This window comes from Tianweitania sp. (assembly GCF_032053605.1).
Lineage (GTDB): Bacteria > Pseudomonadota > Alphaproteobacteria > Rhizobiales > Rhizobiaceae > Tianweitania.
The window spans coordinates 16,238-42,606 of record NZ_DAMBUH010000026.1 but is presented as its reverse complement, the minus strand read 5'-3'; the positions used below and the strand labels follow the sequence as shown (position 1 = coordinate 42,606).

Annotated in this window: 17 protein-coding genes, 1 tRNA gene and 1 pseudogene; 9 read left to right on the top strand and 10 right to left on the bottom strand. The window is 59.4% G+C overall.

Features of this window, described 5'->3' with window-relative positions:
• Positions 1–752, top strand: a pseudogene (locus RTX98_RS08680) (hypothetical protein); the annotation flags it as partial.
• Positions 753–848: 96 nt separating this feature from the next.
• Here RTX98_RS08680 and rpoH read toward each other — a convergent pair.
• Entirely contained in the window at positions 849–1,757 is a 909-nt protein-coding gene (gene rpoH, locus RTX98_RS08675; RefSeq protein WP_189505603.1) for an RNA polymerase sigma factor RpoH, read from the bottom strand.
• 165 nt (positions 1,758–1,922) lie between these two features.
• Positions 1,923–2,936, bottom strand: coding sequence for an RluA family pseudouridine synthase (locus RTX98_RS08670; protein WP_312795993.1), 1,014 nt, complete (start codon positions 2,934–2,936; stop codon positions 1,923–1,925).
• Positions 2,937–3,013: 77 nt separating this feature from the next.
• On the opposite strand from RTX98_RS08670, the gene RTX98_RS08665 reads away from it, so the two are divergent.
• Positions 3,014–3,400: a fimbrial protein gene (locus RTX98_RS08665; RefSeq protein WP_312795989.1), complete on the top strand. Its 387-nt coding sequence runs from the start codon at positions 3,014–3,016 to the stop codon at positions 3,398–3,400.
• Positions 3,401–3,608: 208 nt separating this feature from the next.
• A tRNA-Glu gene (locus tag RTX98_RS08660) sits at positions 3,609–3,683 on the top strand.
• A gap of 11 nt (positions 3,684–3,694) precedes the next feature.
• On the opposite strand, the gene gmtX is transcribed toward RTX98_RS08660, so the two are convergent.
• From gmtX to RTX98_RS08640, 4 genes are all read right to left on the bottom strand, one after another.
• A complete protein-coding gene (gmtX, locus tag RTX98_RS08655; protein ID WP_312795987.1) occupies positions 3,695–4,396 on the bottom strand; it encodes a gamma-mobile-trio protein GmtX in 702 nt (233 codons plus the stop codon).
• 22 nt (positions 4,397–4,418) lie between these two features.
• Positions 4,419–7,505 carry a VPA1269 family protein gene (locus RTX98_RS08650; protein ID WP_312795985.1) on the bottom strand — a complete coding sequence of 1,029 codons (3,087 nt, stop codon included), beginning with the start codon at positions 7,503–7,505 and terminating at the stop codon, positions 4,419–4,421.
• Positions 7,492–8,964 (bottom strand): hypothetical protein, encoded by a 1,473-nt coding sequence (locus RTX98_RS08645; protein WP_312795984.1) that lies wholly within the window; start codon positions 8,962–8,964, stop codon positions 7,492–7,494. The genes RTX98_RS08650 and RTX98_RS08645 overlap by 14 nt, the downstream gene beginning before the upstream one ends.
• Positions 8,965–9,763: 799 nt before the next feature.
• The gene (locus RTX98_RS08640; protein ID WP_312795983.1) at positions 9,764–10,147 is read right to left on the bottom strand and encodes a hypothetical protein; all 384 of its coding nucleotides are present in this window, start codon (positions 10,145–10,147) and stop codon (positions 9,764–9,766) included.
• 239 nt (positions 10,148–10,386) lie between these two features.
• Here RTX98_RS08640 and RTX98_RS08635 point away from each other — a divergent pair, with 239 nt between their 5' ends.
• From RTX98_RS08635 to RTX98_RS08610, 6 genes are all read left to right on the top strand, one after another.
• Positions 10,387–13,542 carry a TerB N-terminal domain-containing protein gene (locus RTX98_RS08635; protein ID WP_312795982.1) on the top strand — a complete coding sequence of 1,052 codons (3,156 nt, stop codon included), beginning with the start codon at positions 10,387–10,389 and terminating at the stop codon, positions 13,540–13,542.
• Entirely contained in the window at positions 13,539–14,861 is a 1,323-nt protein-coding gene (locus RTX98_RS08630; RefSeq protein WP_312795981.1) for an ATP-binding protein, read from the top strand. Before RTX98_RS08635 ends, RTX98_RS08630 begins: the two co-directional genes overlap by 4 nt.
• Entirely contained in the window at positions 14,842–17,133 is a 2,292-nt protein-coding gene (locus tag RTX98_RS08625) for a DEAD/DEAH box helicase (RefSeq protein WP_312795980.1), read from the top strand. The genes RTX98_RS08630 and RTX98_RS08625 overlap by 20 nt, the downstream gene beginning before the upstream one ends.
• Positions 17,134–17,220: 87 nt before the next feature.
• Complete coding sequence (locus tag RTX98_RS08620; RefSeq protein ID WP_312795979.1) at positions 17,221–18,681, top strand: methyl-accepting chemotaxis protein; 1,461 nt, start codon at positions 17,221–17,223, stop codon at positions 18,679–18,681.
• 56 nt (positions 18,682–18,737) lie between these two features.
• A complete protein-coding gene (locus RTX98_RS08615) occupies positions 18,738–19,607 on the top strand; it encodes an OmpA family protein (protein WP_312795978.1) in 870 nt (289 codons plus the stop codon).
• 1 nt (position 19,608) lies between these two features.
• Complete coding sequence (locus RTX98_RS08610; protein ID WP_312795977.1) at positions 19,609–20,922, top strand: EH signature domain-containing protein; 1,314 nt, start codon at positions 19,609–19,611, stop codon at positions 20,920–20,922.
• 517 nt (positions 20,923–21,439) lie between these two features.
• On the opposite strand, the gene qatD is transcribed toward RTX98_RS08610, so the two are convergent.
• From qatD to RTX98_RS08590, 4 genes are read right to left on the bottom strand one after another with little or no spacing between them, the layout of a single operon-like run.
• Positions 21,440–22,192, bottom strand: a complete 753-nt coding sequence (qatD, locus tag RTX98_RS08605) for a Qat anti-phage system TatD family nuclease QatD (protein WP_312795976.1) — start codon at positions 22,190–22,192, stop codon at positions 21,440–21,442.
• Positions 22,189–23,511 carry a Qat anti-phage system QueC-like protein QatC gene (gene qatC / locus RTX98_RS08600; RefSeq protein ID WP_312795975.1) on the bottom strand — a complete coding sequence of 441 codons (1,323 nt, stop codon included), beginning with the start codon at positions 23,509–23,511 and terminating at the stop codon, positions 22,189–22,191. Before qatC ends, qatD begins: the two co-directional genes overlap by 4 nt.
• Positions 23,504–24,262 carry a hypothetical protein gene (locus tag RTX98_RS08595; RefSeq protein WP_312795973.1) on the bottom strand — a complete coding sequence of 253 codons (759 nt, stop codon included), beginning with the start codon at positions 24,260–24,262 and terminating at the stop codon, positions 23,504–23,506. Before RTX98_RS08595 ends, qatC begins: the two co-directional genes overlap by 8 nt.
• On the bottom strand, positions 24,262–26,037 hold the full coding sequence (locus RTX98_RS08590) for a KAP family P-loop NTPase fold protein (protein ID WP_312795972.1): 1,776 nt from the start codon (positions 26,035–26,037) through the stop codon (positions 24,262–24,264). The genes RTX98_RS08595 and RTX98_RS08590 overlap by 1 nt, the downstream gene beginning before the upstream one ends.
• Positions 26,038–26,369 lie beyond the last annotated feature (332 nt).

Here is a 26,369-nt window from a genome sequence, read left to right as displayed (position 1 = left end):
TTCAGGCCGATGGCAGCGAGATCGATCCTGGTCCGGCCGATGGCAGCGTGGCGATCGGCGAGGGTACCTCGGTTGCCGAGCTGACGCAAACCGCGCAAGCGGAAGTGCCAGCCGCCAGCGACGCTCCGGCAACCGGTGCCGCTGCACCAACAACGACCCCAGCCGGCACCACGCCTGCCGCTTCCGAGCCGACGGTTCAGGTTGGCCAACGTGCGATCTTCTATGAAGAGCGGACTTCGACGGCGCCGAACACGGCTGAAAGCGGATCGATCGTCTGGTCGGTCGTACAGGAATCGCCCGGCGGCGACGCTCCGTCTGAGCCAGCCATTCGTGCGGAAGCCACGATTCCCGGCAAGAATATGCAGCTGCGCATGACGATCCGCCGCAATGCTGATCCGACGCTGCCGGCCAGCCACATCATGGAAATGATCTTCCTCACGCCGGAAGGTTTCGAGGGCGGCGGCATCCAGAACGTCGTTCGCGTGGCGATGAAGGATAGCGAGCAGGCCACCGGCAGCCCGCTGCTCGGCATCCCCGCCCGCATCGCGGAAGGCTTCTTCCTTGTCGCGCTGAGCGACTCGCCGGCTGAGATCCAGGCCAACATGACGCTGCTGCGCCGACAGAACTGGATCGACGTGCCCTTGATCTACAATTCCGGCCGCCGCGCGCTGATCACCATGGAAAAGGGCGTGCCCGGCGAACGCGTGTTCGAGGAAGCGATGCGAGCCTGGCAGGCCGCCGGCAGCCGCTAAACGCGGACATCGAAGCATCAAAAAGCCCGCCGGGAGCGATCCAGGCGAGCTTTTTGTTATCTCAGATGATCGCGGGGATCAGGGATGATCCCGGGATCAGGCGGGTTCCGCCTCGATGGTGCGCAGGGCCTGGGCCTGACGGCGCGCGGCGACCTGAACGGCTTCCTGCACCTTTTCGAAGGCGCGGACTTCGATCTGCCGAACACGTTCGCGGCTGATGTCGAATTCCGAAGACAGCTCTTCCAGGGTCAACGGGTCTTCCGACAAGCGGCGCGCTTCGAAGATGCGGCGCTCGCGATCGTTCAGGACCGCCATGGCCGACGACAGCATGCTGCGGCGGTTATCCAGCTCATCCTGCTCGATCAGCATGGCTTCCTGGCTCTCGGAGTCATCGACCAGCCAGTCCTGCCATTCGCCGCTTTCGCCTTCGCTGGCACGGATCGGCGCGTTCAACGATGCATCGCCGGACAAACGGCGGTTCATCGAAACGACCTCGGCTTCCGAGACGTTCAGCTTGGTGGCGATCTCGGCGATCTGGTCAGGGCGCAAATCGCCATCTTCCAGCGCCTGGATCTTGCCCTTCACCTTGCGCAGGTTGAAGAACAGCCGCTTCTGGTTGGCGGTCGTGCCCATCTTCACCAAGCTCCACGAACGCAGGATGTATTCCTGGATCGAAGCCTTGATCCACCACATCGCATAGGTGGCCAGACGGAAACCGCGTTCCGGCTCGAACTTCTTCACGGCCTGCATAAGGCCGACATTGCCTTCGGAGATGACTTCGCCGATCGGCAGACCATAGCCGCGATAACCCATGGCGATCTTGGCCACGAGACGCAGATGGCTGGTTACGAGCTTGTGGGCCGCCTTGGTGTCCTCATGCTCGAGATACCGCTTGGCGAGCATGTACTCTTCCTGCGGCTGCAGCATGGGGAAGCGGCGGATTTCTTCGAGGTAGCGGGACAAACCGCCTTCGCCGGAAACGATACTGGGTAGTGACTGGGCCATAAAGCACCCTCCTTCTCGAACGGCCTCCTGCTGGCAGGCCTGTCGCGCGCACTCGGATAAGCCATGCGCGACGACGTTCTTATATCAGAACAAATCGAGAAATTGCACTTTTTCTGTGGCACGCAACACAGCGTCACCCAAGCGTGAACGATGCGGCCCAGAGTGTTACAAAGCGCGAAATCCCGCCAGCAATGCAGCCATATCGGCGGGCGGTGGCGCTTCGAACCGCATCGGCTCGCCCGTAACCGGGTGTGAAAAGCCAAGAAGCCAAGCGTGCAGGGCCTGCCGAGGGAATGCAACGACCTGGGCGCGCAACGGTTCCGCCAGCCGGTTGGCCTTGGTGCGAAAAGCTTGTCCGTAATCCGCATCGCCGATCACGGGGTGGCCGAGATGGGCCATATGCACGCGGATTTGATGAGTGCGGCCGGTTTCCAGCGTGCATTCCACCAGGGAAGCCGACGGCGCCGTCTTGTCGCCAAAGGTTTCGGCCACCGCATAATGCGTGACCGCATGGCGCGCATCTTCGCGGGTTTCGCGAACAACCGCGCGACGGACCCGGTCCGAAGCACGACCCAGCGCGGCGTCGATCGTCCCCGTGGCCCGATCGGGAGTGCCCCAGACGAGGGCCAGATAAGCGCGTTCAAGATCGCCGCTGCGGCCATGATCGGCAAAGGCATCCGACAGGATGCGATGGGCCTGATCGGTTTTCGCCGCCACCATGACGCCGCTGGTATCCTTGTCCAGCCGGTGCACGATGCCCGGCCGCTTGACGCCGCCGATGCCCGACAGACTTTGACCGCAGTGATAAATCAGCGCGTTCACCAGCGTGCCCGTCCAGTTGCCGGCACCCGGATGCACGACGAGGCCGGCCGGCTTGTTGATGACGATGAGATGCTCGTCTTCAAACAGCACGTCGAGCGGGATGTTCTCGCCTTGCGGCTCAGGGTCTTCGGCGGGCGGGACGTCGATGGTGACGCTTTGGCCAACGCCTAGCTTACGCTTCTGGTCACTGACCGGCTCTCCATTGATCTTCACCGCGCCGGCCTTGATCAGCGCCTGGATGCGGCTGCGCGAATAATCGGGCGCCATTTGCGCCGACAGCCACTGATCGAGCCGCGTGCCCGCGCCGTCTTCTTCAACGAGCAAAGTAAGCAGACCGGTTCCGGCAGTTGCATTCATCTCGGCACCTTCCTTTGCGGCGGCGGCTTCGCTATCACGGCCACTCATTACGGCACGCATCTCCTGGAAGTGAGTTCATGAATCAGCAGGATCCCGATCTCGACGACGACAAGCCGCTCGATCCGGCGGTGGAGAATGTTCGCCGAAAGCTCGTGCGCTTCATGGCAATCAATCTCGGCCTGTTGTTTTTGGCGCTTATGGCGGTCGTACTGGCAATTGTCTACCGCTGGACCCGAACACCGGAACCGGAAGCAGTCCCTGCCGCCGAAACCGCGACGATCCCGCAAGGCGACGACCGCATCCAGTCGATCCCTCTGCCAGACGGCACGCGCGTCACAGGCCAATCCCTGTCCGGCAACCGCGTGGCGCTCGACACGATCGAGCCGAACGGCAACCGCGTTCTGGTGATCTACGACTTCGCCGCCGGCCGCATCATCGCGCGTGTCGCCTTGCCGGCACTCTGATCCCACACGTTTTTGGCCTGCGCATCAACAGGCCATTGCCTTTTCGCAAAGTGCCGTTTATATCGCGGTCACTCGGCTAGCGCCCATCGTCTAGCGGTTAGGACCCCTTGGCCAACCTACCAAGCTACCAAGTCTTTTGGTGTAAGGGGTTGACCGTGGTAGTCCTACCATGGATCGGGTGTTAAATGGTGTACGGGCAACACAGCTTGCTCCCTTCGTCTAGCGGTTAGGACACGGCCCTCTCACGGCTGAAACAGGGGTTCGATTCCCCTAGGGAGTACCAAGCCTGCACAGCTATGTTTTGTAGCTGGCGCATATTTTCTTCAGTGCGTCCATAAAACCCGGTTCCGCCAGTGCCCTACCATCGCTGGTTTTCAGGCCTCCGGCTCCCGTGCAGACAATGCCGAGGGATTTGAGCCTTGTCCCCTTCACAAAAAGCTGGACGGCCTCGACTTCGTCGTCATCCAGGGCAAGATCCATGTTGAATGGCTTGACGGCGTCTCCGTCGTCTTCAATGGTCACGGTGCGCTGTTCCCTGCCTTTTTGAAGGGCTGTCAGCTGGTTGCGCAAACTTCGGTTCTGGGTAATCAACAAACTGACGCTGTGACGGACGGTCTGATCTCCGATGGCCGTTAGGTCACCATAATCAAGTATCTGGCCTGATGCCTGCTGGGTCTTGGCTGGCTTGCGGCTGGCCGATAGGGAAACGGAGTACCATGCCTGATACAGCTTCAGGTAGGGATTCCTGCCGCCACGCTTGTTCCGTATGCTTGACTCCGCGATCGCTTGGTCTCTGGCTGGAAACCTTGCGGCATACGCCAGCACGACCGACGGGACAGTTATGCGCTGGCCGCCAGCTAGGACGAGATGGCGGCATACCTCGTCGAGATTTTTCAGTTTGACCTGGATACGCTCGTCTCCGCTTGCCTGCATTGATTCAGTTAAAACGCGTTCCACCACTGCAAGGTGATCATTGCCGATCTTCGGCCAAGGCATGTTCCTGGCTTTCTCCAAATTCTCAGGGGTGGCTCAGGCTAACCGCCTGTCTTGGAACAGGCAGATGAAGGGGCTTGCCTATCGCCTTCCGGCTGCATGCCTGCAGGTTCTTCTCGATCCCGAGTGCTGCGAGCGTCTTGCTTCCTTCGGCAAGCGCCACCAACTCTGTTTCTTCCAGCCGCCTGACAAGCAGTTCGCTGAGCGCATCTGCTGAAGACTGCTTTTCTTCTGCGGAGAGTGGAGCGAGGCTTATAGGCGTGTAGCCGTTCTTGTGCAGGATAACATCGAGAAAGCTGTTCCGTTCGCGTTCTATGTCCGCAGAAGTCATGGAAGGGTAAAAACGGCTGAACTGCACGACTGCGTCGGTCAGCTCGAAGCGATGCGACGCGCGGCCTTCGACGTATGGCACCCCTTCCTCGTGCACCAGCATCGCGAGCTTCTTGCCTTTGCCTGCATGCTGGCCTGTGTTTTTTCTCTCCCTGTCAGCAATCTCGCGCACCTGCTCGATCAAGACGATCGTTGCGTGCATATTGCCTAATTCCTGTCCTCTTTGATCTTCAGCAGCTTCTGATTGTGCCTGCAGAACTGATATGCGGTTCAGGAGGTCTGGAGGAACCGCATGCTTATCGCGGTTCAGCATCCGCCTCCGGACCCTGAGACTTTCCAGTTCGGCTTCGATCTCCTTAATGCGCCTGTTCAGGGTATCGAGTCTAAGAGAGATTTCGACGCTGTGCCCCCAGAGTGCTATCAAATACGGCTCGCCGGTCATGAAGAAGCGGCATCTTACGCAGTTCCGAGGTCCTCCAGGAACTGCTGAATGGGGAGACTTGTCTATTCCGCCGTCGATTTTGGTGCGACGCTTCGGCCCTCCGATGTTGCAAAGCCCTCCTCCATTGGGGCAGAGCCCTAAATCCATCAGGGCCCATCCCGTCGGCTCCCTGTAAGAACCGAACATCTGGGAGAGGCCATCGATCGACAGTTTTGCCGTCATGGATGCAGCATTGTTGTATGTCGTGTTTGCCAGCGCGTTTGGAAAGTCTCTGACTGCCGAGGATATCGCCTTGCGACGTGCCTCGGTGAGTGTCGAGTTGACATGCCCGGGTTCGAACTTGGCGTACTTCAGAGTCATGAGTATGCTTGCATGACCTGCGAGCAGCTTGCTTAAGACGGCTATAGGCGCACCTGCATTGTAAAGCGCCGTGATGGTCGACGATCGCATGCCGTGTACAGTGAAAACGGCTTTGCGGGGGGCGCCCGCGACGTCTCTTTTGGTGATGAGCGTAATTGTATCGTCCGGATTTTCGTCATTGTGTCGCCGCTCAAGTTCGTCAAGGGCATGCAAGAAGAATTTGAGTACAGCTCGATAGGGAGGAGGCGCCTGCGTTCCGAAAGTGCCGCCATTGATTGGGTACCGGAACAGATAGAACCTCGAAGGCACCAGCTTCTTCATCCTCTCGGTCGGTACTGCCGCAAAGATCCCTGCGGGAACGTCCGAAAACGCGAGAGGTCCTTCCACTGGATTGTATTTTTCCTGCCATGCCCGCATTTCTGCTAGGTTTTGGATGACGTCGGCAAGTTCCCAAGGGATCTCATAGCCGCTTGTCTCGTCGAAAGCCTGCTTGATATCTTGTGTCTTGTTCGAATTTATCCAGAGCCCGGTTATGGTGTCGCGACCGTTGCCCCCTAGACAATTAATTTCTCTGAGAACGCCTCGCTCCTTGTTCCTGACGTGGAGTTTGTCCCAATGTCCCGCAAGAGGCGAGGTGGAGGTCTGCCACCTCCAGCGCTTCAAGTCGAACGCTCTCAGGTCGCCTTCTCCGCTGTCGAGTCGTATCGCTTGAATGCTTCTAAGCGGAAGGTTTAAAAGAAGAAGAAGTATTCTGGGGATGACCTCACAGAACACGTTCTCTACGATACCCGTGTTTGGATCTTTCCAAGAAATCCAATGCTCTGGACGACAAGTGTTATTATTGATCAGCGACTTGGGCCATGCAAAGTCCTTTTCAGTTATAATCCTGACGAGGTCATGATGGAACTTCTGCGGCATAGGCCGTGCTGCAACTTCAGCCGCACCTGTCTTCCCAGAAGGTATTTCGTGATCTCTCCGGAATCTTTCTACCTGGCCTTGTGAAAGGTCGAATGTGAAATGTGGTACGCCCCTGTCATCGCGGCTCTCTTCGTAGGCCCACATGCCAAATTCATACAAGTGCGAGACTATGGTGCTTCGGGCGTAGTCAGGGGCCCGTGCGCTGACGTGTTCCAACACGTGCTTGATAGTCTTTGAGGTAAAAGAAGAAGTGAAGTCCTTTACATCCGATGCTGGCAGGCAGCTAAGTGCGCCAGCGATATATTGCTCGGACAGTCTCTGACGCTTGGCGCTCGAAACGAGCCTCGATTCAAGCCAAAGATCAAACTTCTCGTGAAACCAATTCAGGTGTGCTGCCTTTAGATGAGCTTTGCGCGATCCCCTTGCCTTGAAATCCGCGGTGCCGAACATCCTTCCAAAATTCGGATCTCCTTTTACCTCGGCAATTGCTAGGAGCGCATACTGCATGTAGCGCTTGGCCCAAATGCCGACCCAATCTGCCCAGTTCCCGTTCGGCTGGAAAAGGGATGCCAGCGCGTCTATGTGGTACTCCTCGATATCGCGAACGTTATTTATGTCGTTCGTAGACGCATAGACGCAGCTGAACAGAACCTTCCAGCCATTGTGACCGAGATTTTTCCGGCGGAGTTCGTTTGTGATTGCAGCATAAGCTGGCAGCTGGAGGATCTCCGTGCGCCGCTCGATCATGAGCGGATCTACTTCGGCCAGAAGGCCATGAAGCCGCTGAACAGAGATCTTCTCGAAGACGGACTTGCCCCACATGAAACCGATCGGGAACAGTAACTTCTTCTGCTGACGTAGTTCCAGCAGTTCCGATAAAACTTCTTCCTGCAGCAAGCGGGCGGCACCTTTGGCGGCACGGATCAGGTATTCTATATCCCGTGCTTCCTCAAGTATGGCTTCACCGTCACGATTGGGTATTAGGGCGAAACGGCTTGGGTCATCATTGATCCAATGATCTCCCACTTGTCGAGCTTCGGTTAGATATTCAGATTTGGTCATTGACGGACTTTCCGATTATAATCCGCTGAAGCTTGAGCAACTCCCTAGAACTTTCGTGGCCTAGTGCAGGAACTTCGGGAGCTTCCCCAAGGCTTCTCTTTCTTGCCGAAGTAAGAGCATCGCTCACCGATTTCCGGTCCGGGATGGTGTAAGGAACTTGAGATAGGAAATGCCGGTGATGGAGCCCTTTCTGGATGATTTGCGCGGGAACCCCCCACTTCATCAGGGTGTGGCCATACAGGTGCCTGAGACCATGTGTAGTGGTCCCATCCGCTTTGCTTAACGGCAAGCCTATGCGGCGTACTGCGGCGTTGTGGTTGTTCTCCTGAGCCCGTTCGGAGTACGGGGCACCGGGCAAGCCAGAGCTGTCCGGCTTCTCTGAGACGAAGAGAAACGGATGGTTGTATCCGCCCAGTGCCATCCGACGCGCCATGATCGGCTGACGCACGTATCGGAGGTAGCCGTGGTACAGCGTCCAGAAGAGCTGTGCTGCACCCTCATCCAGCCAGTAAACAAATGCCTGCTTCTGCCTGTTAAGGTCCATGCCCTTGAAGCCCGCGTGGTAAGCTCCGCGAGTGACGGTGTTTCGCGGCAGTATTCCGTACATCTCCTGCAGGGCTACAGTCCGGGACCCGTGCTTAAGCTTTCGCGTCACGTGTTCCACATACTCGACCGTGGCTTCGGAAGGATGGTTGATGACAACAAGCGCGCTGCCGGGCTTGCCTGGCTCCTCCACGACATCCTGGCACCAGAGGTGCAATCCGTCGCTTCGACGTAATCCACCCCACCCGTCGAGCAAGACGATCATCTGGTCACGTAGGTTATAATCGAAGAACGGGTTAGCCGGATCGACATTGTTCTTCCGTCGGTGGCCGTCCCACAGCAGCTTTTCTGCATGGCTGGGAGGGAAGAAATTGACCGGCTCGTCCTTGTGGACTGGAGATGGCCGCCCCAGTTCGACAACAGAATGCTTATCCCTATGCTTCGGCTGCTTGTTCAGGTGCTGAAGCATAGATATGCGACGTATCCTGCTCCATATCAGATAGTCGGCAAGGATAAGGGGATTGCTTTTCATCGTGTCCAGCGCCGGCATTTGCCTGCGTTCTGTTTCCCCCTGGCTCTCAGACAGCATCCAGTCGGACAAAACCTCGATAGATTTGATGAACTCTTCGACCCGTGCCTTTGAATTTGCTGGCCAATAAAGCCCTGTAACATCGGGAAAGACTTGCGTCGTTCCATGTAACAGGCTGAATGCGAACTCCTGCAGAAGCAGATTTTGCGGATTGCGGTTCTCGCGCACGGCGCGAGCTAGGATTGCATCGCCGACTTGGATCTTGAAATCCCAGAGCAGTCCGACCGCTCGAGCTGTCTGGTCCTGCCAAGTACTTGATCGCGTCGGGTGCGCCATCATGTAGGACAGAAGTGGATCGAAGCGGACCGCCGATCCATCCGGTCTCAACAGATATAATATTCTGGCGGACCATCCACGGGGCCGTCCTTCAACGTGGCAGGTCTCAGTTGCGTGGTGCAGTGGCAGCGCCCTGTCTGTTGGCATCCAGTCAACCCTCAGCCGTATTTAGCCGAAAACAACTCAATCACGCGCGGTTCCGTTCTTCATCAATGACTCTAATATACGTCAGGATGCTTTAAATTTTTAGATACCAGCACCACCCTAAAATCTCCTATAACGCTAATTTTCCGTATGTTAAACTAAGCAAAATTCACATAACAGAAGCTATGTCAACCAAAATGTACGCGTTTGTTAGGGAATAATACCTTGAATGTTCCGGATGTAATTGTTGACAAAAATCTGGATACTTCGAGATATCAGAGATATACAAGGATTAAGTCCTATTATGGTGCCTTTGCGGTCCTTGCAGGAGAAGGATTCAGCGCATCGCAGTGCCTGGGGCGGCGGCTCTCTCCTCAAACTTTGGCGCGGTACTGGAGGAAGTGACTGAGGTCACGGAGGGTGCCGCGGTGAACGCAGGACAGCTAGGCAGTGCGCCGTCGCCGAACACGGGAAGAGTGCTGGGAACAGGCGGCGAACAAGCAACAAGGATGAAATTAGGTGCGATCTGCATCAGGTCTCCCGCGAGACCATGTAAACGCCTGCTCGGGCCGCTTTACAGCAGGATCACACAGATCCCTGTGCCGCCTTCGGAGGTTGGCAGGAAGGACGGCAGCTTGAGTGATCGCGTCGATGACGTTCGTTGTCCGCCTTCTTCAAGCAAGGCAATCTCGAAGGGAAAGCAGCCTCATTGGCGTAGCTGGAACCTGTCAATCGGCGCAATTGCCGAAGCTACGTATGCTTCTCCGGGATGAAGCATCGGATAAGGCGCTTGATCTCGGCGAGGCCGCAGCCTGATGCGGGCCATGGCGCCTTCGGGGTGGCACTCGACGGTGCCCGCGATCATGATCTTGTCGGCTTCGGGTGCGCCTTTCAGGCGCTCCGGGCATCTGCTTTCCTGGCGGAAAGTCATCTCCTTCCCGTCGACCATGACGGTCTCGTCTCCGCTGCCGAGGAGTTCGCGTCGCGGGTCGACCATCGCGCGGCAAAGCTTGCGGGGGAACGTCGCCCGGAACTGCTCCAGCGACGGCGGCCGGTCGTATTCCCAAAGGAGCACGTGCTGGTGAACCATTTGTCACACTTGGCGCGAAGAGGGGACGACAAGCGGGCCAACAACTATAAACGGTTATACAGGAGCAACTGGAAAAAGCCTCAGTATAGCGTTATCCGAGCATATTGGTAAAAGTTACAGCATGGAAAACGCCTTGGGGATCGTAGGCTGGTTACATGGTCGGAGTGGTCTCGCGCCGGGCGCCACTTGGCGGAGAACCCTTCCGGTGTATAGTCTCGGCCGCATGCTGTGAGGTCGTCTTGAAATATCTGCTGTTACTTGCCCTCGCCTCTGCGCTGTTTGCTGGGTCGCTTTCAACTTCGACCATCGCGCAAAGCCAGATTCGGTCCGCCCGAGAAATCCAGCAGGCCCTTGCCGAAAGGGGCTATGGACAAGGCAAGGTAGATGGCCTCTGGGGCAAGAGATCCATAGCCGCACTCAAGGCATTTCAGAAGTCTCTTGGGCTTCCCGCCACCGGCTTGATCGATGACCGGGTCACTCGGGAGCTTTTTCCAGCAGGGGCGTCCACGCCTCAGGTGGCTGCTCCGGTGACGCCGGAGGGCGATCGGGCTACCGTCGTTCAGGAATCTTCGGCTTTGCCCGCAACCGAAGCAAGCTCGACGACAGGCGAGACAGTACCCGAACCTGCCATTGTCGCCCCACAGACGCACAGTCCTCAGAGAAGAACAGAGGTCTCGCCTCCGTCAAACGGCACACTGTCGGCTCCTGAAGCTTCCAAAGGAAGCAGCGTCGCAATCAGCGTCACCGCACTTGGGCTCTTGCTGGCCGCTCTTGCCTGGCGGTACAGGCGAAGGAAGTCACGTGCCAGCTCTTTGTCACGTGAAGAAGAAGGGCATCGGTTCAAGGCGCCGATGCAGGTTTCCAACGCCGAGACGCCCGTCTCGGCTCCGCGCGTCCAGTCGGCATCAAGGCCCTCTTTGGATGCCCATAACGCAGCAGTCATCGCGTTCGTCAAAGCCAACAACCTTTCGGCTCATAACGAGCAGCCTGCTGCCGAGCCACCTTTGTCAGCCTCCACGCAATCGCGGTCCGCGTCTCGCCTGTCCCTAGAGGCACATGATGCGTCGGTTATGGCGTTCGTCAGGGCGAACAATCCTGTAGTCCGGGACAACGGGGACAGCGCTCTTGTCAGGAAACTCGACGAGTCAGGGATTCAACCAGCACCGACTGTCGCGCCGGATGCAGCTGCGGCCGTCGCTCTCGCAGACGCCAGGAAGCTTGCCCGGGCTGGCCGCCCATTCTTCGGAAGCTCCCGCCGTCTGCAGGACAACGCGAGACAGCTGCCTCCTGACCACGCTGGCTGGGTGCCAGCCGGTTCTTCAATCTCCGTAGGCGGGCTGACGATCGCCGCGGGAATGTTTTACGCCGGAACCCGGCTCGGCAAGCAGGGAGCCTCGTACGAGAACGAAAACTGCCTCGTTAACCCGAAACTCAATGTCTCCAGGAGCGGCGATCCTGGCGGAACGACAATGGGTTATTGGCCGTCCTATTCGAGCATCTCTGCCGAAGCGCGGCGCTCGTACCTCGAGTGGCTGGCTGGGACGCGTTCTGATCCTTCAGCCTACATCGGCTACGTGTTCCTGTATTTCTACGGCCTGGAACGCCGCCTCATGCTTGAGGAGAATGCGCCGGACGCCGATGCCGTCTGCCAGGAGGTGCGGCGTCTTCTCGACGTCTACGGCTCCAATCATGCCTTCAACAGATACGCTCAGGAGCTCCTTTCCGCTTATGAACTGAAAGCCCGCCGCCAGGATGCCGGGACTGTACCCGACGTGGAAGGGAACGGGTTTGAAGTGCCAACCTCGATCAAGATGGCCCTCGGCCTGAGAGTGCGCGACGGGAAGCCGATCGAGCCCCGGCTTCTCTTCAGGTATGCAGGCACGCATCCGGAGACCCGAGTGCGCACTCCGGCCAGGCGGGCGCCCGAGCTGCTGGAGGCATTGTTCGTCGAGAAGGTGAACGCAGCCCATCCGGGCGGCTACCGCGTCGCGGGCGGCCGATTCAAGACCCTGAAGCTGACCTATCGTTCGTGCAGCGGGTCGTTCGTGGTCGACGTCGCCGCTCTTGGCGGCTCGGTGCCCGATATCACCGGAAGGGCCGAGCCCATTGGCATGGCGAGGTCGATCTTCGAGAAATGCTCCGACGAACTGGATGAATACAGCCGCGCGCTTGGTCGGTCTCCCGGATTGAAGACGACTTTCGCGGTGGCGTCGAAGCTGCCAAAGGCCCTTCGTCACAAGGCAGCCGATGGCTTGCCGGGGAAGCCTTTGGACCGGATTGCCAGCCTTGCTGCGGATCGGCGTCCGGTCAGCGTCCGCCAGCTTTCGGAGATCGCCGACCTCGATCTGGTGACGTCGGCCGGGAAGTCGAAACTGCGCGAACTGTCGCAGCTGCTTTCCGCGTTTGGTTTCGGGAATACCGCCGACCCGGGATTCGCTCTGAAACAGGCAGGGGCAGACGACCAAGTCGTGCTGTTTCCGGTACGCGAAGACCGGGGAGGGGCAGGTGCGACCGAGGCATACCGCTCCGCCCAGCTGTCAGTCATGCTCGGCATGCTCGTTGGCCATGCCGACGGCAGCCTTGACCAAAAGGAGAAGCAGTCGCTGGGCGCGCGGATCGAAGCGTCGCCAAACCTCTCGGCTGACGAGAGGCTCAGGCTGAAGGCGGAGCTTTCACTGGCCGAGGCCGACCCGACCAAACTGAATGACTGGACAAGAAAACTGAAAGACGTGCCTCCGTCGGCGCGGTCGGCGCTCGCTGCGGAACTTGTCGCGATCGCTAGCGCGGACGGAACCGTACATGCGGCAGAGGTCAAAGTTCTAGAAGGCCTGTTCAAAAAAATCGGCATGGACGCACAGTCCCTGTACGCGCTCCTGCACGAAGACGGCGCCAGCCGGAAAGACGATGAGCCAAGCTTCACCATAGAAGCGGCCGAACGCCCTGCGGGCATCCCCATTCCGCCTGAACCAAGGATATCCTCAAGCTCGCGCATCGACGTGAAAAGGCTCCATGCCATTCGGAACCAGACAAGTGCTACTGCCAGCTTTCTGGCAGATATCTTCGCAGAGGATGCCGAAGCTGTCGAACCTCCGTCGGTTATCGAGGAAAACCAGCCAGTGGACGATGAGCTGTTCGACGGCCTCCAGCAGCGGTACCATTCCCTGGTCATAGAGCTCCAGGGACAGGACTCTTGGACGGCAGCTGACTTCGAGAACCTGGCCCGGTCGGCGGGACTGATGCCGGGAGCCGCCCGGAACGCCGTCAATGAATGGTCGATGGACCGCTTCGACGAACTGCTGATGGAGGGCGAAGGCCCTTACGCCGTCAACGGCTACTTGCTTCCTCCCGTGCGTCTGGCCACGGCATTGCTGACAAACGAAAGCGCACACGCATGAACACGAAGGCTCCGTCCATCAAGCCTAGGGACCGCGACACGGTCATCAGCGCGCTCAGGGCCGGCGTTGTGCCGCGGCTGGGACTGCAGCACATCCAGGTCGGAAGGCAAAGGGAGATCCAGGCGCTTATCCAGGATATCGAACGCATTCGAGACGGGGGGGCCAGCATCCGTTTCGTCATCGGCTCGTACGGCGCAGGGAAGACGTTCTTCCTTTTTCTCGTGCGGCAGATCGCGCTGCAGAGCAAGCTTGCGGTCTGCCAGGCAGACCTCGCGCCAGACCGCCGCATTCATGCGACCGGCGGACAGGCCCGTTCACTCTATGCAGAACTGGCGCGCAGCCTGGCGACCCGGACTACGCCCGACGGGGGTGCCCTTCGCAATATCCTGGAGAGCTACATCCAGAAGGCGGCCGAGCGGGCCGAAAAATCTGGAACTTCGGTTGAACAGGCAATCAAGGACGGGCTTGGCGACATCCGCGAGATGGTCGCCGGGTATGATTTTGCGACAGTCGTGGCAGCTTACGCCCGTGGCTACGAGGACGGCGACACATCGCTTCAGGACAATGCGCTAAGGTGGCTGCGCGGCGAGTACAGCACCCGCACGGAGGCCCGCGCCGATCTAGGCGTGCGGACAATCATCGACGACGGATCGTTCTACGACGGGCTGCGGCTGCTGGCGCGTTTCGTGAGGACTGCGGGCTTCGGTGGAATGCTGGTATGCCTCGATGAGCTTGTGAACCTCTACAAGCTGCAGAGCGCGCAGGCCCGGAAGCAGAACTACGAGCAGATCCTCCGCATTCTCAACGACGTCCTGCAAGGGACGACCGAGGGCATCGGGTTCATCCTGGGCGGCACGCCCGAATTCCTTCTCGATACGCGCAGGGGGCTGTATTCGTACGAGGCCCTGCAGTCCCGGCTCGCCGAGAACAGCTTCGCCGGAAAAGGGCTGGCGGATTATTCCGGGCCAGTCGTCAACCTGCCGAGCCTAACGCCGGAGGAACTGTACCACCTTCTTGAACGCCTGCGTGACGTCTTCGCCGCGGGTGTCCAGGAGAAGTGGCTTGTTCCTGACGAAGCTCTGGCCGCCTTCATGGACCACTGCTCCGGCAAGATCGGCGATGCGTATTTCCGGACGCCGCGAAACACGGTGAAAGCCTTCGTCGATCTCCTTGCCATCCTGGATCAGAATCCTGGAACCAAGTGGCAGGACCTGCTCGGCGAAGTCGCGATCGCGGAAGACCGCCTCGGGTCCTCCGACCTTGACATCGCCGCCGACAGCAACGACCCGGACGACGAACTTGCAACGCTCAGCCTTTGAACTGCTGAGCGAGCCCGTCCGGAAGTGGATCTGGCAGCAGAAGTGGCCCTCGCTTCGGGACGTGCAGGAGAAAGGCATTCCGGCAATCCTTTCTGGCGGCGACGTCGTCATTTCGGCGAAGACGGCGGCGGGGAAGACCGAGGCAGCCCTGCTTCCGCTGCTCACCAGGATCGCGGCGCGCGAACAGGATGAGGATGGATTCGCGGTTCTTTATGTCAGCCCGCTGAAGGCCCTCATCAACGATCAGTACCGGAGGCTGCAGGGTCTCTGCGAAAACGCGGGAGTCCTGCTGCACAAGTGGCACGGCGACGTCTCCGCCGATGCGAAGGCACGGGCAAGACGGCGGCCTTCGGGGATTGTCCTGATCACACCTGAATCCCTCGAGGCGCTCCTGGTGCGGAGAGGTTCCGAGGCGAAGTTCCTGTTTTCGGCGCTCGACGCGGTCGTCATCGACGAGCTGCACGCCTTCATCGGCTCGGAGAGGGGAGTGCAGCTGGCGTCGATCCTGAACAGGATAGAGATCGCCGCAGGCAGGGACCGGATCGACCGTATAGGCCTTTCGGCCACCCTTGGGGACATGGCGCTTGCTGCCGACGCCTTGCGGCCTGGCGAGGGAGCCGGGGTCAAGCAGGTCCATGGCCTGGATGAAGGGAACGGAGTGAAGCTCCAGATCCGCGGCTATCTTTCCAAAGGCAAGGAGGCTGCAGCCGCTGCATTAGCGGGTGACGTTGACCGGAATGATGCCCTTGCGGAACCTTCCGGAGACGGTACTGCGGCCGAAGGGCTCCACGAGGACTTTGGCGTCCCCGAGGCTTTGGCTTCGGACCTGTTCCGGTTTCTCCGCGGCGACAGGAACCTTCTGTTTGCGGGCTCTCGCCGCAACGTCGAAATCTACGCGGACAAGCTGCGCCGGATGTGCGAGGACAGCAGCCTTCCGAACGAGTTCTTTCCGCATCACGGAAGCCTGTCGAAGTCCGAGCGGGAAGACGTCGAAATCCGGCTTCGCGACGACCCCCGCCCTACGACCGCGGTGGCTACGACAACCCTGGAACTGGGGATCGATATCGGAGACGTTGCGAGCGTGGGGCAGATCGGCGCCGGATATTCGGTAGCATCGATCCGCCAGCGCCTCGGCCGCTCCGGACGAAGGGCAGGAAAGCCAGCGGTTCTGAGGATATTCGTCATAGAGCCAGCGCCTGATAGAGGCGGCCATCCGCTGAACCGCCTGAACCTCGACCTCATTCAGTCCATAGCGATGGTCGAGTGCCTGAGGGAAGGCTGGTGCGAGCCGCCCGCAGAGTGGGGGCTCCATCTCTCGACGCTCCTCCACCAGGTGCTGGCCTTGATAGTCCAGACCGGCGGGCTCCAGCCATCGGCCGCCTGGACGCTGCTCTGCAGGCGCGGTCCCTTTAGGACGGTAGACCGCCAGATGTTCGCGGACCTGCTGAGATGCATGGCTTCGAAAGAAAACCGCCTGATCGAACAGTCGCCCGAAGGACTGCTGATGATCGGTGAAACGGGCGAGCGCATCACCGAGTCGCATGAGTTCTACCCGGTCTTCGCGACCGAACGGGAATACCGGGTTCTCCATGAGACGAAGGTTCTGGGAACATATCCCCTCTCGTCGCCGGTCGCGCCCGGAGAGACCATTATCTACGCCGGGCGACGCTGGAAGATCCGGGAGATCGACGACGTCACGAGAACGATTACGGTGAAGCCGACCCGCGGAGGGAAGCCTCCGTATTTCGCCGGCGACGGCGGCCAGGTTCACGACCGCGTAGTCTCCACGATGAGGGAGGTTCTCCGCTCGCGTGTTTCCTATCCCTACCTGGACGGAGTTGCCGCTCGGCTCCTTGCGGAAGCACGCGAGGCATATGCCGACCTCCGTCTCGAGGCGGGGTCAGTCATCTCGTACGGCAATGGGTCTTTGGTTTTTCCTTGGGCAGGAACAAAGAGGCTTCAGACGCTGACGCTCGCATTCCTTGCAGGAAACTTCGAGGCGGCGAAATTTGGCCATTCCGTTGAAATCCAGAACGTCGCTCCATCCGGCGTCGAAGCGTTTCTCAGGCAGCTTGCGGCTGGAGAGACACCGGAAGGCGAAGCGGTCGCGGCACGGGTGGCAAAGCCCAGCATCGCCAAGTTCGATCATCACCTATCCCGCGAACTGATGACGAAGGTGACGCTCGCCGAGCGGCTTGACGTTGGATGTCTGCCAGAAGTCGCCCGTGCTTTGATCGGAGCCATGTACAGCGATCGGTCCGCGAGCAGGTAGCTTGGCGGATACTCGGTATATCGATTGGCAGAGCGGCATCGGAACCCGACTTGCCGACCTGTTTTGAACAAGTGGCGGAGCCAGGCATTGGAAGGCTTTCTAGAGTACCTCTTCATCTTGGGCGTCGCAGCTCGAGACATCGTTCTTTCCGCCGCGGGCTTGTTGAGGCTTCCCCAGTCTCCGGGCCTTTTCAGCCTGACGCTGGTCGCGCTGCTTGCCGTCTTGCTGCTGGCGTTCCTGCGATCCGTATTCCGCCGGCGGTCCCTGCTGGAAAAAGCCACGGGATTTGTGCGGCGCTACCGTGACGCCGAAACGCCCCGAAAGAATTTCGACGAAGTGTTTACCCGGATGTCCGCCTGGAAAAGCCGCGACGGACAGCATCTTGCCGAAACCTGGAAAGAGTTCCAGGAAACGACGCTTGAGGCGAAGCTTGGGACAGGCGCCATCCAGAACGCCATCCGGCCAGCCGTGTTCTTCAACCTCGAAGATTTGGGCTTTGGCGTATCGGGATGGCGGTTCTGGCCCGGCCTCTTTGTGTCGATCGGCCTCGCGGCTACCTTTCTCGGCTTGATCGCGGCACTCCAGGAGACAGGAGAAAGCCTAAAGGCAGGCGGCGACCAGGCTAACGTCATGATGGCGCTGACGCAGCTGCTGACCGTCGCGTCCGCGAAGTTCATCATGTCGTTGACGGGACTGGTCTGTTCCATCGTCTTCACGGTGGTGCTTCGCGTAGCCACCCGCTCGCTCGACCATGCCATGAGGGCATTGGCGCACGAGATCGAGCGCGGGATGCGGTTTGTCAGCCTTGAGGACATCGCGGAGCAGCAGCTCGCCGTGACCATCGAGCAGCGCGACCAGTCCCGGAGGCTGAATGACGAACTGATCGCTGCCATATCGGAGCCTCTGCAGAAAGCCGTGGGTTCCAGCGCGAGCCAGGTCGATCAGATGGTCAGCAAGCTTGCAACCTCGCTGTCTGACGGCCTTGTCGCGGCAATGACGGTCACGAGCGACCGTCTCGAGTCGGCCTCATCGAAACTTGCTGGACTGGCAGACGAGATCAGCGCGGCAGCCGCCCGGTTTTCGTCGGCTGCTGAACGCACGGCCGTTGGCCTTGACGGTGCCGCCCAGCGCCTGGAGGCCGTGTCGGAAAAACTGTCGAATGCAGGAAGCGAGCTTGCCGACGCCGCCGTCCCGATGGCGCATACCGCTACGGAAACCGCTTCCGCTACCCGGCAGATCGCGAGCGCAAGCACCGAGATGGTCGATGCAGCCCGGACCGCCATGGCTTCTGAAAAAGACGTGGCGGTGACGGCGCTGAACGTCATCCGCGATCAGATCAGGACGTTCGAAGCGAGGGCGGCGTCATATGACGGCCAGCTCGAAAAGGCGTTCCGGTCCTTCTCCGAAGAAATCGCCCGCTCCGTCAGCGAGGTCGAGAACCACTCGAACAGTGTCCACGGGCAGTATGCGGATGCGCTGGCCACTCTCCAGGCGGTCATCGAGAACGCCAAGGCTTTCCAGCCTGAAAGCCAAAGGCCAGTGCAGTGAGGGGCGCCAGCCGGACCCACAAGAACGAAGAGGAGGAGGAGTCCGTCTTCGTCTCGATGGCCGACATGACCATCAGCTTCCTTTTCATCCTGATGATCCTCCTGGCGTTCTTCGCGAGCCAGTTCAGCGTCAAGGATACCGTGCCGCGACCTGAGTACGATCGGCTCAGGGAAGAGAAGGAAAACCTCGAAAAGGAGGTCAGGCAGATCGCGGAGATCGTTGACACATCCGATCTGTCGATAGCCAGCCGGGTCCTGGAGATGAAGGAGGAACGGGACAGGCTCCGTCGGCTTCTGGACCAGCCAGAACGCACGAATGCCATGGAAGCCTACAACACTTCGGTCGCCGAAACGCGAAGGAACCTGCTGGCAGGCCTGAAAGACCGCATCAACGAGCAGATCCCTGGAGTAAACGTAACTGTCAGCGCGAACTTCGATGCCCTGCAGTTCCGTGGAGACGGCCTGTTCGATTCCGGCAGTGCGACGGCGACCGCTGCGGGCGAGAGCCGCATGCGCCAGATCGCTGCAATCCTGGATTCGGCGCTGTCCTGCTATGCGATGGGGCCTCGCAAGGATTTTAGGGTCGAATGCAATCCGAGCTATGCGCTGATCGACGCGCTTCAGGTCGAGGGACACACCGACAACGTGGGCACTGACACCTTGAACATGGACCTGAGCGCGAAGCGGGCGTCCTCGATTTACACGCTGATGACGCAGCAGAAGCCTGACCTTGTCCAGTTCCTGAACCGGGATTCTCAACCCGTGCTGTCTGTTGCGGGCTTTGGCAAGGGAAGGCCGATGCAGGACAATCGGACAAGGGTTGGCCAGGACGCCAACCGCAGGATCGACCTGCGTTTCATCATGGTCGTCCCGTCAAGAGAGGCGGATATCGAAGGCATCAAGCGCGCGCTCGCCGGGAGCCAGTAGGATGTCGCTGCTCGATGCATTGCGAACCCGGCAGAGAGTGAAGACGCGCGACGACTGGGAGACAACGCAGTTCGACGCTGCGGCACTTGCGGTCCGCTCCGCATTCCCGGGCTACGAAAAGGCCATGCCGCTTGCCCTCTCGGAAATCGTTGCCCGTCTCGACGCCGGCGTGACGCGATGGGATTTCCAAGACGTAAGGGCCGGCGACGTCGGTTTGGCCATCAAGGCAGCCTTCGCCCGCAAGATTGAAGTGTCAGGGCACCTTTACCGTTTCCTTCGCAGCGAACTTGAAGCCACAACGAACCCGGCGTTTCTCCAGGCGCTCTGCCAGGCCTATTTCGAGGCTTGGAGGCGCGGAGCCGAAGACACCACCTGGATTGCGAAGGTCGTTCAGGACCGGGCGCGCTGCCTGCCATCGAACTGGGCGAGGTGCTTTCAAGCCTTGCCGGAAGCGCTGGATCCTTCAGCGGCGCCGGAACTGATCGCCAAAGCGATGACCGGGAAAGCCGACGCCTTTCAGTGGCTGGTCGCCAGCGGTATCGCATCCCCGCATTCAGGCGAGCTGATGCGCCTGTCGCACCTGGCCTGGCTCGACGCGTTGCCTGACGCGGATACGGTCGAGCGGGCAGAAGGGGTCCTTGCCTGGATGCTGCCTGTCGGCCGCCCTCCGCTGCAAGGCGAGGCTGCGGCACGGAGCGTCGAGAAACTGCTGCAGCCCTGGACCAAGGTCAGACCGCAGCCGGAGGTTCAGGAACTGCTCCTCGGCAAGCTTCTCGACGCCTATGGAGATCCCCGCAGCCAGCGCGCGGAGTTCTGGCCGCTGGTTTCGGCGCCGCATCGGCGGGTAATTGTGCGTTGGCTGGCGGGCAAGAGCATGGATGCGCTGCTGTCCATCATCACGAAGTCGACGGCAAACCATATGTGGCCGCCCCGTCACGGCTTCTGGAAAGGGCTATATGAAAAAGGCCTCATCGACGAGGCATGGGTCGCGTTGTCTCCTGGAGCCATCGCCGATGCCGAGAAGATGTTCAAGTCGACTGGCGACCCTGTCTACACCATGACGAGCAGGCAGACTGCGAAGTCCAGGAGAGACACCTGCCTCCTGATCATGCGGATCGGCCCCTACACGGTGCTTGAAGGTTCACACAGCTATCGGCTTCACGTTTTCCTGTCCGCGGATCCCTCTGCGCCTGAACTCTACGAGGAAGAGTACGACGCAGAAGCTCTGACCTTAGAGACGGGGCACAGAAACACATGCACGCATGACACGCATGGAGGATGGATGAGATGGGCCGAGCAGCGCCTTCTTAGGTGAGCGCTGGAGACGCGTTCGGCCAGCGTGTGTGTCGGTCATTCAAGCTGCTGCTCGGGTCGATGGCCGATCTGGCCTTCAGGTTTGCAGTCGTTTCAGTAACTGTGAACTGCCGTCAGGCGATGCGCCTTGGTACCCAGTCGGCACGGAGAGCGTTGCTAGCTGTCAGCGTGTGATTTGGCATGGAATAAGGACCCCGCGTTTGGGGTGATCGGCATCCAAACGGGCCTTTTGGACGCCGATAAGGGGTCCAGTTACAACGCCGATTGACATTCACTCTCGCACCCGGATGGTTCTCGAACTTTGACAGCAGCCGTTGAGGTGCTGGCACCAGCGGATGCAGGTGCGCTCACTGCGCAAGGGCTTTGCGCTGGCTGACGCCAAGGCTCTGCTTTCGCCTCCCGAGATGCCTGCACAGAAATCTTGCCGCCCTTCGCCAGGTCAATCCCTCGACCTAGGTAGTAACGCCATGATCATTCTGGCTGACATGTTCAAAGAACTTCGTCCGCGCATATGCGGCTTAGGCATGCGCCGAACTACGGAATCGGTCTGCCTGGATGACCAGCCGGCGGAGGTTCTCGTTAAGCTGATTTTGCACGGTTCGTTCGTCTGAACCCCATAGTCGCGCCAAGACAGCAACCGACTCTTCAAGTGCTTTGGCAGGGTAAGCTCCTCCCGAAGTTGACGCGAAGGGAGCGTCGGTCTCAGTCAGGATGCGATCACGGGGCAGGATGCCGATCATCGCCGATGCCCGGCGGCTTCTCAGCATAGGAAGCCCTACAGAGAACCAAGCTCCGATGTCGGCAGCTTTCTGTGCGTGGGCGACGGGACCCGAGAACCAGTGAAGTACGGGCACTCCTGCATCAGGCTGATGCAGGAGTGCCTCAATGACTTCGCCGCTTGCGCGTCGACTGTGAACCGACATAACTCGGCCGCCAGCATCCGCACACGCCTTCAACAGCCTGCCGAAAACTTCTTTTTGCACGTCGTGATGCCCAGCTGAGTCGCCATCGATCCCGATCTCGCCAACGTATCCCGTTTCGCCTAGCAAACGCACGAACATGCCGACTTCCCCATGCCGCTCGTGGACCAGTTGAGGGTGAAGACCCAGCGCCGTCCTGATCCGCCTCCTGCCCTTGGCTATTTGAGCCGTCTTTGGAAATGCCTTGGGGGTGTTTGTCACGGAAAGGACGTAGGTCCCTGCGCGCTCGATTTCGTCCGCTGCTGACGTGGGCGACGGGAACAGGTCAAGATGGCAGTGGAAGTCGATCAAGTGCCGAGTCCTTGGCTCCTGAGGTAGGCTCCTACCTCGTCGAGGCCCCGCTCGTGAACGCCGAACCATCCCTCGCGCTCTACAGCATCGAAGGGAAGGGGACCACTGGCGATTACCCGCTGTCGAGTCCCACGTTTGTCTCGCCCGACGGCAACCAGCATCGCCATTATGTCGTCCCGGATGTCGGGCCGCTCCCAGGCACCGTCAAGATCAGGATACTGGTAAGGTGTGGTGTCGGTTATCCCGGCCTTTGCAAAAGCCGCTCGCCTGATCAGACAGGGCACGCAATGGCCACACTGCTGGCTTTTCCGCTTCCACTTGCCACAAGACACCGTCGCAACTGTAGTTGTCTTGAGCTCCTCGTCAGGGGCCAGTTCGACGAGCATCTCGCCCTTAGTCTTGTGCCTGTACGGATTTCGAAGGCGGATTGACAGTTCTACCGCATCGAAAATCGACTGCATCTGCCCGAGAAAACCTGGATGGGTAGTCCTTGTGCTGTGAGAACCTAATCGGCGCCTCGTGAGCGGAGCGTTCAGGGCAATGAAGCCGTTCTCGGGGACGTATAGCTCGATCGGATTTGCAGAGGGGTTCTTCGCTCGAAGCGCACTTGCCGCGACCACCCCATAAGCAAGGAAGCCGATGCTTCGCGTTCGCATGCTGGTGTCGTTGATGTTTTGTCCGGAGAACACGGGGTTGGCATTGGCGGCGAAACGCGGAAGCTTCTTCCCCAGGCGCGGAGCCAAGACCCTCTGATAGCTTTGGTCGCCGCGGTAGGAATGGCTGACAAGCAGGGGCGTCCTGCCGCCGTTCACCAACTGCCGTGCACCAATCAAGCTGTCGAGACCGCCTGAGAAAAGGCACACGCAGTCCGCTGAACCTATCCCGATGTGTGATCTATGATGGCGCAGGATCGCCTCTTTGGATGGAGGATTTCTGCCGCCTTTGGTAAACGACAGGTTCCACTGGTCACCGCTTAGGAAGCCGAGTGCCTGCTCCAACGCTCCGCGTACTGCCTCCCATGCGGCTGGTTGGGCAAGCGGGATCGTCAATGACAAATCGCGTGACCACCCGTTTCCAGAATGGGTCGACCGATCGATGAAGGTATCGGCGGCGACGACCCCCAGCGAGATTGAGAGGAAGTCGAAGGCGACTGGGTCAACCCCGACACCCAGTCGCCGGACAGCAAGGTCTAGGGTTCGTCCGATTGAGGCTGATCCGCTCCGCTTCGGCCGGGATCCGTAAAGATACACTTGAAGGGTGCCCTCGGTGTCCTCGTCGGGGATGGTATTTTCGTCAGTGTGGAATTCGATCCTACTCATCGTTCGCCTCCCACTCCTGCCAGACTTCAGTGACGGCTTCCCGCATGAAGCCTTCTACGGCGGTCTTGTTGATCCCGGCATTGCCAAACATCCGGGCACCAAGCTTCTGGTCCACGACGACCCTGATGAGTTCGATAAGTTCGGCTTCGGCGTCGGGCGTTCTCTTCTCGTCCGGGGCATTCGCCCAGGAGCCTCCCACCTCTTCGACGATATCTTGGAAGATAGACTGGGAGAGATACTCGGATATGATCCGATGGACGGTCTCTTCGTCGAGGCGATCCGTGTCGAATTCCTCTTCTCCGAGAACCTCGATCATCGCCTCGTCGATGGCGGCTCGGATCCTGTCTTTGTCTGCGTTGTCAGGCGCTAGGGCATCGGCAAGGCGCTGGCAGACCACGTCTAGCGGCTGGCCGTGCAACGATTCCTTGGACAAGCCTCGTGCGGCAGCCTCTGCGCCGTCTCTGCCGAGAGAGGACAGCACGTCGTACAGGTCGCCGCCTGACGAGTAGACGGCGCCGTAGCGCCGCGGTCCGACCGAGCTGCCCCCCGTTGATGTCCGGGCGTAGTGGCCGAGCGACTTCTTTAGATCCGCGCCGTCTCCACCTTTAAGGAAGCGACCGAACGAGGTCCGGAACGACCTAAAGCGCTGCGGCTGCGCGGGCGGAACGGGTTTGCCCGGCTGAGCATCGGTACCAGGAGGGACCAGTGGCGTGTCGCGACCTGACCCCCGCGACGATGATGAAGTGCCCATCAGCCGTTTCCTTTAGCAGGGCTGTCTTCATCCTTCATCATGACCTTCATCCAGCGCGGTGGCTTTTCGAACGTCTGGACAAACCGGATGAGCTTCCCGTGAGCGATCGGGTAGGCCTTCGCGAGCATGGAGGCTCCGCGGAAATCCTGCCTAACCTTCAACCAATCAAGGTTTCGGCTCATCACGGAGATCATTTCCTCCATCACCTCCCCGGCTTCCTCTGCCGAAAGAGCCGCGATTGCTTCCTTCGAAGCCGGCGATAAGCCGCTCGCCGTCTTCAGCAACGTCTCGAGGCTTCGCTTCGCCGAGGGACTTAAGCGCGTTGCCGCTGCCCTAAGCGGCAACGTCTCGCGTGCGAGATAGACGGCTGGACGGAGATCCACCCCTGCGAGCGACGGATCGAGCTTGATCCAGTCGGAGACGAAGGATGCATGCTTCTCCCAAGCCTTTGGGAGGTCCTTTGCCACGATCTCATCGGCTGATGCTTCAAGGTCTGCAAATATTGATGGCTTCCCGTCGATGGCGCCATTCACCAACGCCCCGAGTTCCTGGATCGCCTCCTCTCCTACAACGCGTTCGAACAACGCGAGCTTCGCAATAAAGGATTCGCTGAGAGGCATGCCGCGGCGCTTAGCGGTCCTTGAGCGCATCCGGATCACGTTTAACAGCCGCTTCACGATCCGCGGGTTGCCGTTCACCCGAACGGAATATGCCAGCAGCGGTGCAAGGCGATCCATCGCATCGAGGGATGCGGCCAGCTCGCTCCTGTCTGAGATGCCAAGGATGGAGACGATCTCCTTCACCTCGAATGGAGGTTCTTCTGACCAGCTCTTGCGGAGCTTTGCGATGAGGGCGGCCCTCACTTCCTCCAGCTTCTCCGCTGTGACGGGCGTCCCACTTGCGATCGCAAGCATCGCGAGATAGGCGCGAACCTCTTGAAGGCCCAGCTTAGGCACCCGGATAGGGATCTGTATCAGCTTGTCTAGGTAGTCGGTGACATGGCGATCTCCTGGGTCGGAAAAGTGCTTGGCAACAGCCAGCCTGATCATCTCCTCGTCCGCCGCGACCACGAAGGCGGTGTTTGGCAGAAAAAGGAACAGGCGCATGGCCTCGAGGGTCGAAATGGCGTTTGCTGGAAGGCAACGGTCGAGGTTGTCGACGAAGACTACAAGGCGTCGATCCATCTCGTTAAGGAGATGGGCAAATTCCTGTCTGAAAGCCGCAATCTCTTCGGGTGCGTTGCGTTTCTCCTCTGGCCTGAGAAGCCCCGAGGTGCGCTTGCCGACATCTTGGGCGGCATCCTTCACCGCCGTCACGTCCGCCTCGTCGCCAGAGCCTTCCCACATATCTCCGAAGGAACCAGCCGCCTTGCTGAGCAACCCGAAGGTGGGAATTCCTGCGGCCAAAGCGCCTACGTCTGCCGCGATACCAAGGAACTTAAGCTTGTTGACGCGCCGATACAGTCCAGCCGCTTTGTTTTTTAATCCTTTGGAGCTCTGGTCGTAGAGCGTTTTCGCAATGACTGTCATAAGCGCGGACTTCGCTTCGTCGAAGTCTTGGTAGAGCCATGCATCAAAGTTAATGATGAGGTTCCGCGGGGCAGCCTCGAGGTCTTTCTGGACCAGCTTGAGGATGCTCGACTTGCCGACCCCCCATGTGCCGTAAACGCCGAGCGAGATAGGAAGCATGGCATCGTCGGAGATCATCTCGCAGATGATTTCCGAAACTTCTGAATAGTTCAGGTAATCGACGGCGCTTTCACTGTCGGCCCACATGATTCCTCCAGATTCGAGGTAAGCTTACTGCTGTGTGAGCTTTGGTCAATCAAGCGCCGTGAATACCTCACAGACATTCTCGACAGAAAGAGCGCAGGATGGAGGCTACGTCGTGCTGCTTCGAACCTGCTAGTCAAATCAATTGGATGCTGCGGCAACAGCAGCCAGGGTCAGTTTGTCCATGCCGTAAGGGGTCATTGTAGTCTCCAGGTTGCCTGAAGAGCTACCAGTTCACCGGACGGTCGATTAGGCATTCAATCAAGGATGCATCTTGAAGGCGTGCTTCAAGATGATGGAACGATTGCTCAGAGTTTTCTGGTGCGGCGGCACAG

Excerpts from the sequence above, each read along its gene's own strand:
- rpoH (WP_189505603.1), bottom strand. The coding sequence starts at position 1,757 with ATGGCCCAGTCACTACCCAGTATCGTTTCCGGCGAAGGCGGTTTGTCC.
- RTX98_RS08650 (WP_312795985.1), bottom strand. The coding sequence starts at position 7,505 with ATGACCAAATCTGAATATCTAACCGAAGCTCGACAAGTGGGAGATCAT.
- gmtX (WP_312795987.1), bottom strand. The coding sequence starts at position 4,396 with ATGCCTTGGCCGAAGATCGGCAATGATCACCTTGCAGTGGTGGAACGC.
- RTX98_RS08665 (WP_312795989.1), top strand. The coding sequence starts at position 3,014 with ATGAATCAGCAGGATCCCGATCTCGACGACGACAAGCCGCTCGATCCG.
- RTX98_RS08630 (WP_312795981.1), top strand. The coding sequence starts at position 13,539 with ATGAACACGAAGGCTCCGTCCATCAAGCCTAGGGACCGCGACACGGTC.
- RTX98_RS08640 (WP_312795983.1), bottom strand. The coding sequence starts at position 10,147 with ATGGTTCACCAGCACGTGCTCCTTTGGGAATACGACCGGCCGCCGTCG.
- RTX98_RS08615 (WP_312795978.1), top strand. The coding sequence starts at position 18,738 with ATGGCCGACATGACCATCAGCTTCCTTTTCATCCTGATGATCCTCCTG.
- RTX98_RS08590 (WP_312795972.1), bottom strand. The coding sequence starts at position 26,037 with ATGTGGGCCGACAGTGAAAGCGCCGTCGATTACCTGAACTATTCAGAA.
- RTX98_RS08595 (WP_312795973.1), bottom strand. The coding sequence starts at position 24,262 with ATGGGCACTTCATCATCGTCGCGGGGGTCAGGTCGCGACACGCCACTG.
- qatC (WP_312795975.1), bottom strand. The coding sequence starts at position 23,511 with ATGAGTAGGATCGAATTCCACACTGACGAAAATACCATCCCCGACGAG.
- RTX98_RS08610 (WP_312795977.1), top strand. The coding sequence starts at position 19,609 with ATGTCGCTGCTCGATGCATTGCGAACCCGGCAGAGAGTGAAGACGCGC.
- RTX98_RS08670 (WP_312795993.1), bottom strand. The coding sequence starts at position 2,936 with ATGAATGCAACTGCCGGAACCGGTCTGCTTACTTTGCTCGTTGAAGAA.